At 41.4% G+C, this 10,308-nt stretch carries 9 protein-coding genes and 1 tRNA gene; 1 reads left to right on the top strand and 9 read right to left on the bottom strand.

What is annotated here, in order from left to right; genetic code table 11:
• The coding region (locus RDS42_RS08035; RefSeq protein WP_308783193.1) for an aminopeptidase P family N-terminal domain-containing protein at positions 1-736 on the bottom strand (736 nt) is incomplete at its 3' end.
• Between the two features lie 43 nt (positions 737-779).
• A complete protein-coding gene (locus RDS42_RS08040; RefSeq protein WP_021869235.1) occupies positions 780-1,592 on the bottom strand; it encodes an HAD-IIB family hydrolase in 813 nt (270 codons plus the stop codon).
• Positions 1,593-1,686: 94 nt separating this feature from the next.
• On the opposite strand from RDS42_RS08040, the gene RDS42_RS08045 reads away from it, so the two are divergent.
• Positions 1,687-1,760: transfer RNA gene (locus RDS42_RS08045), tRNA-Pro, on the top strand.
• A gap of 74 nt (positions 1,761-1,834) precedes the next feature.
• On the opposite strand, the gene RDS42_RS08050 is transcribed toward RDS42_RS08045, so the two are convergent.
• From RDS42_RS08050 to leuC, 7 genes are all read right to left on the bottom strand, one after another.
• Positions 1,835-5,059, bottom strand: a complete 3,225-nt coding sequence (locus RDS42_RS08050; RefSeq protein WP_308783194.1) for a SpaA isopeptide-forming pilin-related protein — start codon at positions 5,057-5,059, stop codon at positions 1,835-1,837.
• Positions 5,056-6,261: a hypothetical protein gene (locus tag RDS42_RS08055; protein WP_308783195.1), complete on the bottom strand. Its 1,206-nt coding sequence runs from the start codon at positions 6,259-6,261 to the stop codon at positions 5,056-5,058. Before RDS42_RS08055 ends, RDS42_RS08050 begins: the two co-directional genes overlap by 4 nt.
• A gap of 16 nt (positions 6,262-6,277) precedes the next feature.
• The gene (locus RDS42_RS08060; RefSeq protein WP_308783196.1) at positions 6,278-6,835 is read right to left on the bottom strand and encodes a SipW-dependent-type signal peptide-containing protein; all 558 of its coding nucleotides are present in this window, start codon (positions 6,833-6,835) and stop codon (positions 6,278-6,280) included.
• Between the two features lie 33 nt (positions 6,836-6,868).
• Positions 6,869-7,519 (bottom strand): TasA family protein, encoded by a 651-nt coding sequence (locus tag RDS42_RS08065; RefSeq protein WP_308783197.1) that lies wholly within the window; start codon positions 7,517-7,519, stop codon positions 6,869-6,871.
• On the bottom strand, positions 7,516-7,995 hold the full coding sequence (locus RDS42_RS08070; protein WP_308783198.1) for a signal peptidase I: 480 nt from the start codon (positions 7,993-7,995) through the stop codon (positions 7,516-7,518). Before RDS42_RS08070 ends, RDS42_RS08065 begins: the two co-directional genes overlap by 4 nt.
• A 517-nt stretch (positions 7,996-8,512) precedes the next feature.
• Entirely contained in the window at positions 8,513-9,001 is a 489-nt protein-coding gene (gene leuD / locus RDS42_RS08075) for a 3-isopropylmalate dehydratase small subunit (RefSeq protein ID WP_308783199.1), read from the bottom strand.
• Between the two features lie 12 nt (positions 9,002-9,013).
• Entirely contained in the window at positions 9,014-10,282 is a 1,269-nt protein-coding gene (gene leuC / locus RDS42_RS08080) for a 3-isopropylmalate dehydratase large subunit (protein WP_308783200.1), read from the bottom strand.
• Positions 10,283-10,308 lie beyond the last annotated feature (26 nt).

Consider the following 10,308-nt stretch of genomic DNA (forward strand, 5'->3'; position numbering starts at 1 on the left):
GAAGCACTTCTTCATTTACAAACAGATACAATTTATCCTCTGTTACGATCACGTAGGAAAGCACTACCGGATTATAAGCAATATCATTTCCCCTGATATTTAACAGCCATGCAATATCATCCAGCGATGTCAGAACATACATATCTGTATGCTCCTTCTTCATTTCTGCACGAAGCTCTTTTAATTTTTCTTCTGCTGTCTTTCCTGCATATTTCTCATGTAATGCCCATGCCGGCTCCATGGACAGTGCCGGACGGTCTTCCCAGATCTCATTGATAAGATCATCACTGCAAAGGATCCTTGCATTTTTTTCTTTCAGGCGCTTTTCCAGATCAATACCGGTCAATGCATTGACTACTCTTCCGTCAAAGCCCAGACAGCCATTTTCCGGCACTTCTGCTTCCAGATATCCGGCTACAGAAGGCACGCCTTCCTGTCCCATTTTCATCATCTTTACAGAAGTTCCCTGAAGCTGTACTGCCGCCTGGACAAAATATCTTCCATCTACCCACAGGCATGCTTCCTTCATGGTCACTACTGCAATTCCCGCAGAACCGGTAAAACCGGTCAGGAACTGTCTGCATTTAAAATGATCTCCCACATATTCGGACTCATGAAAATCAGCAGTAGGCACCATATAGGCATCCATGCCACGTTCCTTCATCTTTGTTCTGAGCAATTCTAATTTCTGATCCACGGTCATTTTCTCCGCTGATCCGCCATTTACTGTATTCATTTTCCTTCTCCTCCTGTACTCACACATGGCTGCATATTTTCATCTATATCCATCCAAAATGTCTGCATGCCTTCCAGACTCCATCCTGGGCAATATCATCTGTCACATAATCGGCCGTATCTTTCAGCTTCTGGACTGAATTTCCCATAGCGATCCCGGTTCCGGCTGCCTGAACGATCTCATAATCATTCATGCTGTCTCCAAATGCCACCGTCTGGCTTATATCCATTCCATAGTATTCACATAAACGTACCAGTCCATTTGCCTTGGATGCCTGTACTTCTATGATGTCCGCCCCTAACCGACTGGAAAATAATGGAAATTTAAGTTCCGGAAAATGTGCCTCCATATCAGACACCGGATCCGCTTCTCCAATATAAGCTAACGTGCGTACCGGCAGTTCCAGCATTTTCCAGGGATCCTGAAAATTACGCATGCTCTCTCCCCAGCGGATCTTGTCGATCCGTTCTACCTCTGCCGGATTCACAAAGTAATCCTTATCATCGATCGTCAGCCCCACGGCAATTTCCCTTTCTTCCCCATAGGAAAGCAGGCGTTTTAAAAGCTCTTTATCCATAAAATGCTCATATAACAATTCATCCCCGGCAACCACACGGGTTCCATTCATATGGATTACTGCATCTGGCCGTATCTGTTGTTTGTAGCCCACACTGACCATTCCATCCATATTTCTGCCGCTGGCGATGACAATAATACTGTCTTTTCGCAGCATCTCCACCGCTTCTATGGCACTGTCCGGTATCTTCCATGTAGCCTGATCTAAAAGTGTCATATCCAGATCAAAACTTACGATCCTTTTCTTATCTGTTTTGCTGCCTGTCGTTTTATTGATCATCTGAAAAACTCCTCATTGCGGTATACATTAAAAAAACAAAATCGGGGCTTTTCAAACAGCCTCTTTTCTGTTATACTATAATAGTTATGAACATCGGAGTATGGCGTAGCTTGGTAGCGCGCTCGGCTGGGGGCCGAGAGGTCGCAGGTTCAAATCCTGTTGCCCCGATTTTTCCTTTAAAATCAAGGGTTCCGAGACATTGTGCAAACATATGTTTTGATTACTCTTGATTATTTTTTCTTTTACTCTGTATCTATTGCTGCTTCGCTGCTTTTTACGATTGGAATTATATTTTCAACAAAATGGTTATGAGAATATCCATCATAACGTTTTTTACGATTATAAAATGTAAGTGAAGCACTTCTAGTCTCCATATCAAGTGTCGCTTCCCCATAAGCGATATCCTGAGGTCTGACTCCATATTGAGGGCTTCCCACGTTTATGATATTCACATTGGGGGTATTTGCTTCTGCTTTTTCCAAATAATAACGGAGGATCTGTTTTTCATATATTTGGTAATTACCCAGTGGAATTCCTTTAACAGTTGCGGAAAGAACTGCATTCCCGTTTCCATCTCTTGTATATCCTCCTGGTGTATACACCACAGTCTCTTCATACCTCCTCTGCATGCCATAACTGTCACTCCCTGTTATCACAAAAGAAAAAGTAGGATTTCCATGTGCCCAGATAATCTCCTCTTCTTTAATCTTTTTTATCACTGTGATCTGACCAAGCGGAAGTTGTTCCGGTTCATTTAATGCTTCTAATTCCAAAATCTGACCATTTCTTTCAAGGACGATTTCCTTTTCCCAGTTTCCATGATATCCATCCGGCGCTTTCATCTCTTTTATTAAAAATCTGCCTTTGTTATCCTCTGTGATCTCCAGATCCGAGCAAATATAAAGATTTCTGTCTCTATGAAAAATAAAATCCTGTCGTTCTGCTGTTTCTGCATAGGCTTCTTTTGCTTCACTCCATGCATATGCTTTGAATTCTGCTCCTGAAAGAACTTTTCCTGTTACAGAATCCTTTTTTCTGATATAAACAGATCCATATTTTCCTGGTATGGGATCATTCCTTACATAAAACTGCAGCTGCACATTTGAATCAGAAAGTCTTATTTCCTGACTCCAGCTTCCCTGATAACCTTCAGGATTTTTTGTTTCTAAGATTTTATATTTTCCAAGATTATCATCTGTAATCTGCAATTTTTCACTTCGATATACTTTTGAGTCAGCATCATATTCCAGAATTTTACCTTCTGAACGATAGCTGTATGTGGTCTGATCCCATTCATAAATCTGAAATTCCGCCCCCTGCAAAAAACTTCCCGTCACAGAATCAAGCTTTCGTATTTCTACTTTTTGCTCCTTTACCGGAGTATTCTCTACGCGATAAAAGAAACTGCGGTTTGTCCCGTTTTCTGTTAATACAAACTCCTGGCTCCAGCTTCCGGTATATCCAGCAGGATTCTTTGTTTCTATAATCTTATATTTACCCTGGTTATTTTCACTGTAAATCAGACCATCGGCCATATATCTTCTCTGATCTGCCTGATAAGTCAGCCGGCGCCCGTTTTCATATCTTCCAGATGTTTTATTCCACGTAAAAAGTGTGAATTCCGCATCTGACAAATGAATATCCGTTCCCTCAGCTACTTTCTCTACCGATACCGAACCTTGTATATCAGGGTCATTTGTCACATAAACAGGTGTTGTTTTTCCTGCGGAAACTGTACAGGGTACAGTTTCTGATGATATCAGATATCCTGGAGCTGCTGTTTTTTCTTTAATATAATAGTTTCCCGGTATTAGGTCATTGAAAATGATCTGTCCGTTTTCATTGGTCGTTTCTTCAGCAACTACCGTATCTTTTTTGTTCATCAGTATTCCACCACTGTACAAATCCTGCGCTGCATATAAAGAATATACTGCACCTTTTACCGGATGTCCTGTCTGCGAACAGGTCTTTTTCAAAGCAATCGTTCCCATTGGCTGAAAAACAAGATTTAATTTCAGAAGTCCTCTGTCCCCCTGATACACGCAGGCACCAAAATCCTGGATATCCATTCCAGTCTGTACAGATCCGTCTACCAGAATATATTTAACCGGACGAAGCAGCATTTTCCAGGAAAAATATTTGACACCTGAAACCTTTTTGGGATAAACCACACGAAAACAATATCCGTTTTTTAACTGCACACTGTTTCCCTTTTTTAAAACAGCAGGTCTTTCCGGATTCTTTTTTGCCTCTGCTTCACTGGTCCAATATACCAGCTGCCATACATCACTGTTTCCTCTCCAGACAGTCATTCCATTTCCTGTTTTCCCCTGATCAACAACCGAACATAAGGGAGAAATCTGAAACCCTTTTTCAAACTCTGTCTCCAGCCAGCTAAAGCCGGAAGACGGTCTGCTTCTATAAAGGATCATATTGATATTTAGTGGATTTGCAGTTACCATATTTCCGCTTTTATCCATAGCCCGGATCTTCACTGCACTTCTATTAGGAATTGTCTGACCTTTGATCTTATTTATAAAACGCACCAGACCTACATGCTCAATCTGAGACTGTGTAGCTCCATTTACATCATTAGCATATACCTTGGATAATGCCTGATGTGTAAATACATATCTGTTCTGCCATTTTGACCAGTTTACATGTGAACAGCTTGGATCGTAATCATCACAGATGTCACCAGGTCCTCCATAACCAAAATACAGTATTTTCTTTATGGTTGAATTGGAAAAAAAACGAACGGCCTCCGGTTTCAGATCAATACCCGCGTCCCCAGTATTGTCGATTCCCATCTTTGATGCCTTTAAACAATACAAAGGAGCTCTTTTTATATTTCCATCAGAATCCACATATTCTATGTACCTTACTCTGGCATGTATAGCAGAACTGGATGTCCAGACCTCATCACAATTTGCGATTACCGATGTAGAGATCAGACGATAACGTCCTGGCTTCAGCGGAGCTGCAGATGCTTTTCCCTCCGTATATCCTGCAGATTCCAGTTCTTCTTCTCCAATAGCTGAAAGAGAAGCCGGAGCAAATCCTATCACCCGTCCTTCTTCAATCTCTTCAATCACCTGTTCCTCCTCAGTAGTTTCTCCTGACAGAAACTGTGCATTGTCCTCAGTCAAAAAAGTACCGGTAAATTCTTCCATGATTTCCGTTTCTTCCTGATCGTCTATGATATCTGATATCTCATTATCCGGAATATCCTGCGGCAGAGAAGAATCCTCTTGAGAGCCCGTCTCATTTTCTGTATCAGGAGCATCCTCCTGATCTATATTTCCATCTTCATCTACAAAGATATCCTCTCCAAAAATATCTTCCGCATCATTATTTGCAAAGTTTTCTGTACTGTCTTCCAGAGTCTGTCTTTCCATTTGTTCCGCTCCAGGCGCTGAAAGCCCCAGCACTGCTGCAAGCAGCAGGCTGACTATTGCTTTTTTCACTCCTTCCGCCCTCCTTTCCTCAATATCAGACATGCCAAACCAATAAGGGCTGACATTCCGGAACAGAAGAAAACAAGAACTGTCGTTTCCGGATCAAGACCATCTGATGTTTTCACCGGTGATCTTCTTCCGGCAGGCCTCTCAGGTTCATATTCTCCTGTCTGCGGAGTTCTTTCCGGTGCCTCCGGTTCCTCTTCATTTACAGTGAAGATCCATTGAACATCTGCCTTTCTCAAAGCATAGGAATTGTCCCATTCAGCCGGTACATCAAGTATAAATTTCATCTTTCCATTCTGTCCCGGCTGAAAGATTCCAAGAGAATGCTCTTTTTCCATTCCGGGAGAGTCCAACGTTCCCTTGTACAGTTTTTTATCATTCATAAAAATCGCAAGCCGGATTCCTTTCAGCAGTTCCAGTTGACTGCTGTCCTGCCCTTTCACATCCGTATGAAAAAACAATTCTGCCTCTTTCTCTGTTGTGTTCGAAACATCCACCACATCTTCAAAATGGTCTCCAGGCATGGCGGTTCCAAGATTAACAAAAAAATCTCCAGGAACAGAAACAAGTTTATGCGCCTTTCCGTTGAATTCCACAGAAAGATCCATCTTCTCGCCTCTGCATGATGCGGCACCGTCTTCTTCATGCACACAAAGCTGTATTTTCTGGTTTCCCCACGGAGACATTCCGGAAAAATCCGGAACAAAGTTTGCCGCCTGGATTGCTTCTGCCTGTATTATAATTCCTAACTTCTGGTCTGAATGTTCTTTTCCCCACCCAGCCGGCACCGTCACTTTCTGGAACAGATCAGCAGACTCTTTTCTTTTTAGTATCCTGGTGAAATAATAGTATTCCCCGCGTTTTACCCAGTCCTCAGACATTCCTGCAAGCATTTCATCCTGGAATCCATCTACATGATCCCGGTCGTTTTTATAAGTGATCCTGGCTCTTACCCAGCAAGGCTTTGCCAAATTTGTGATACGCGGTATTTTAGAAATCGTTTCTCCGGGAATTACTGTTTTCGGATTCGTATATAAAACCTCTGTACTTCCCTTTTTCTGGTATTCTTTCAATCTAATATTCACATCACCAAGAGCGATATGATTTGTCACTGTCAGGCTGTCCGAAAAATACCCATACGCACCTGTCAATCCCATAAATACCATTGCTGCCGCAGCTGCTGCAAATTTTGCCAGCTTCTTCATCCGCCTCACACTCCTTTCAAATCTGCTCCTGATAATATTTCCAGGCACTCAGATAATCAGAAAATCCTTCAGCCTGTACAGACTCTTCATAAACCTGAATTCTGAATTCCGATAGCTGATCCAGATATGTTTTATCCATTCTGGAAAAATCAATATAAAAGCCTGTAAACAGCGGTGTTGTGGATTGTCCTTCTTTCAGAGGATAACGATAATAATAATATCCGTCTTCTTTCAAGATCCAGTTAACGCGATCCAAATTCTTCAAAACAACGGCTTTGCCAATATCATGATTGGAATAACCAAGGGAAAGTCTCACATAGCAGTCCACGTTAAATCCATCCTCACCTGGAGAATAATTAGAAACCCACACTTTTTTTGTAAACTCCGGGTTTCTTTCCACTGGTGTGGGCGTCGGATCCGGAAATTCTTCTTCTATTTCTGTCGTGTTGTTTCCGGCTGCCACAATATTATCTTTGCTGTCAAAAGAAGTCAGATATGCTGCAGTTCCTCCAATTCCCGCTAAAACTATTATTAAAGCGGCCAGGCATACGATTGCGTTCCTTCTGTTTTTCATTTCGTGTCCCCTTTTTTCTTATCTGGATATTGGTCATTCTGTCACCTGGCCTTCCTGCCCTCTATTCTGATTTACATATTTTTCGTACGCCGCTTTTGCCTGTTCCGGAATTGTTCCCTTATCTCCTCCCGTATATGAAGTCTGAATCGCATATGCTCTAACCGGCATATCCAGCTGCTGTGTATCCAGCTGACCTTCAATAATATTCAAAAATTTAATAGTATCAAAAAGAGACTCCGTCGTTTCTTCTGGTTTCAGAATATTGTTGTATGAATAAACATATACAACATTATCTGTTTTTCTCTTCGTTTCCAGCTTAGTCCAGCTGTTCTTTGCTGAGAAAGAAAACAGTTCCTGTACTTTTTGTTCCAGACGGTTTCCTTCCTGATCTGCAGCAATCACATCCGCCATAGGAACGGTTACTTCCAGATATACAAAGGCATCATTTACACCTGTATTTTTAATTTGAGGATCTTTCTGAATATCCTTTCCCGGCTCTATTTTCGTATGCTCCTCCGGCTTCCAGCCCGGCTCCTCTAATTGGATATCTACCTTTCCTACCGTGAACTGGTTCACCGTTTTATCATAATCTGTTAAATACGCAGATATCCCTCCAATTGTTGCGAGACAGATTGCTCCTGCTAAAATGACTGCTTTTTTCCTATTTGATTTTATTTTTTTCATATTTTTTTCACGCAGTTGTTCCTGCGTTCTCCTTTCCAATGAATACCAATTAAAATAAGTTCCTGGATAAGCATAAGTGCAAGCAGACAAAATACTGACTTCTGCCGAAGAAACACAGCCACATATCCTAAAAAAGGAATATCCAAAACAACGGTACCGGTAATCTGTTCCGGTTTTACCATAACAGGATCTTTTCTGTCATTTGCGTCCCCTTTTGTTATGTATCTGTAATTTCTTTTTCCTATCACTCTGTGCGTAATATTCATATCACCAATCTGATAAGTAATGATATCTCCTGTATCCGGTTTTCGTTTCTTTGTGTCAGAAATCACAATTCCACCGGTTTTCAAAGCAGGTTCCATAGAACCTGACAAAACCACATTTACAGAAAATCTCCTTGTCAAAGCAAAAAGCAAAAATGCTGTCAGCGCCATTACTATCAGTATTATTTTTGAATGATACCTGCCTTTTTTCATTTATCCATCCTCTTTCAAATATTGATTATTTGCTTTTTTCCGGCGGGGCTCTCCCCCGCATACAATTTCTCATAGATCACGCTCGCTTTCCCTCATAACAGGATATAACAGAATTGAATAATTGAATTTACTTTTGATTGATAACTTTTAAGATAAAAAGAAGAGTATCTTTACTCTAAAGACTCGCTGTCAGAGGATAGAAAGCGGCGTATCCTTTTATATAAGACCAAAGAAGTCAGACTTCTTTAACCTCCCAAAAAACAGCATAGCTTATATATCCAGATAATCATTGTTGATGTCTGAACGACTTTCTTACTTTTTTATTTATATGGAAAATTCCCCGATATGCCTTCTGAAGAAGGTGGCTGCAGGTGGATATACCTGCTTGTTAAGATGATTTAATTCTAGTTCGAAAACACATAAAAGTCAACGAATTTCGTTCGTCAAATTATACCCTCAGAATACGACAAAAAAGGCTGACAGTCTGTTTTAGACTGACAGCCGTACTTTTACTTATTCAGTTCTTTTCATTTATATAATTTACAAGTCCGCCGGCCTGGATGATCTTCTGCATAAATTCCGGAAAAGCCTGACCTTTATATTCTGTTCCTCTGGTACGATCATAGATCATACCTGAATCAAAATCCACTTCGATCTCATCCCCAGCCTGAATTCCTTTGCTGGCCTCAGGGCATTCGATGATAGGAAGCCCGATATTGATCGCATTTCTGTAAAAAATCCTTGCAAAAGTTTCCGCGATGACACAGCTTACTCCTGCTGCTTTTATGGCAATAGGAGCATGTTCTCTGGACGAACCGCATCCAAAATTTTTGTCCGCTACAATAATATCACCTTTTTTTACATTTTTCACAAAGTCTTTGTCAATATCTTCCATACAATGAGTCGCCAGTTCTGCCGGATCTGAGGAATTCAGATAACGGGCAGGAATGATCACATCTGTATCTACATTGTCTCCATATTTAAACACACTGCCTTTTGCCTGCATCTTTTTTCCTCCTTATAATCCCAGCTCTTCCGGCGCAGAAATCCTGCCTGTTACCGCACTGGCAGCAGCCACTGCAGGGCTTGCCAGATAAACTTCTGAATCTACATGTCCCATACGCCCTACGAAATTTCTGTTCGTTGTTGAAATACATCTTTCTCCTGCTGCAAGAATACCCATATAACCGCCCAGACAAGGTCCACATGTAGGAGTGCTGATAACCGCTCCTGCCTCAATAAAAATTTTAAGAAGCCCCTCCTCCATAGCCTGAAGATAAATTTTCTGAGTAGCCGGGATCACAATACAGCGAACACCTTTTCTCACTTTATTCCCTTTCAGTATCTCTGCTGCTGTCCTAAGATCGTCAATTCTTCCATTTGTACAAGAACCTATCACAACCTGATCGATCATCACATCTTCATTGATTTCTGAAATTGTCTTTGTATTTTCCGGAAGATGAGGAAACGCAATGGTTGGCTCTAAAGTACTGAGATCAATTGTATATTCCTCATCATAGACTGCATCTTCATCTGCCTCATAAACCTTATAAGGCCGTCTGGAATGTGCCTTCATATACGCTTCCGTCTGCTCATCTACCGGGAAGATTCCATTTTTTCCACCGGCTTCAATGGCCATATTGGCAATAGTAAAACGGTCATCCATAGAAAGATATCTGATTCCGTCCCCTACAAATTCCATCGATTTATAAAGTGCTCCGTCCACGCCGATCATTCCTATGATATGCAGGATCACATCTTTGCCGCTGACCCATTTTTTTGGTCTTCCGGTAATATGAAATCTGATAGCTGCCGGAACCTTAAACCAGGCTTTTCCTGTTACCATTCCCGCTGCCATATCTGTACTTCCTACTCCAGTGGAAAAAGCTCCAAGAGCTCCATAGGTACAGGTATGCGAATCTGCACCAATGATCACATCGCCTGCCACTGTCAGACCTTTTTCAGGCAGCAGCGCATGTTCAATTCCCATTTCTCCCACATCAAAATAATTTGTGATATCATGATGGCATGCAAATTCACGTACACACTTACAGTGCTCTGCTGATTTAATATCCTTATTAGGTATAAAATGATCCATTACAAGAGCGATCTTTTCTCTATCGAATACAGAGTTCACTTTCATTTTATCCATTTCATGGATTGCCACCGGAGATGTAATATCATTTCCAAGGACCAGATCCAGATCTGCCTCGATTAGCTGACCTGCTTCCACATGATCTAAACCGGCATGTGCCGCCAGAATTTTCTGTGTCATTGTCATTCCCATGGTTTTTTCCTCCGAATATATTTTTA

Origin of the sequence: uncultured Blautia sp. (assembly GCF_902497045.1) — a bacterium.
GTDB lineage: Bacteria > Bacillota > Clostridia > Lachnospirales > Lachnospiraceae > Blautia_A.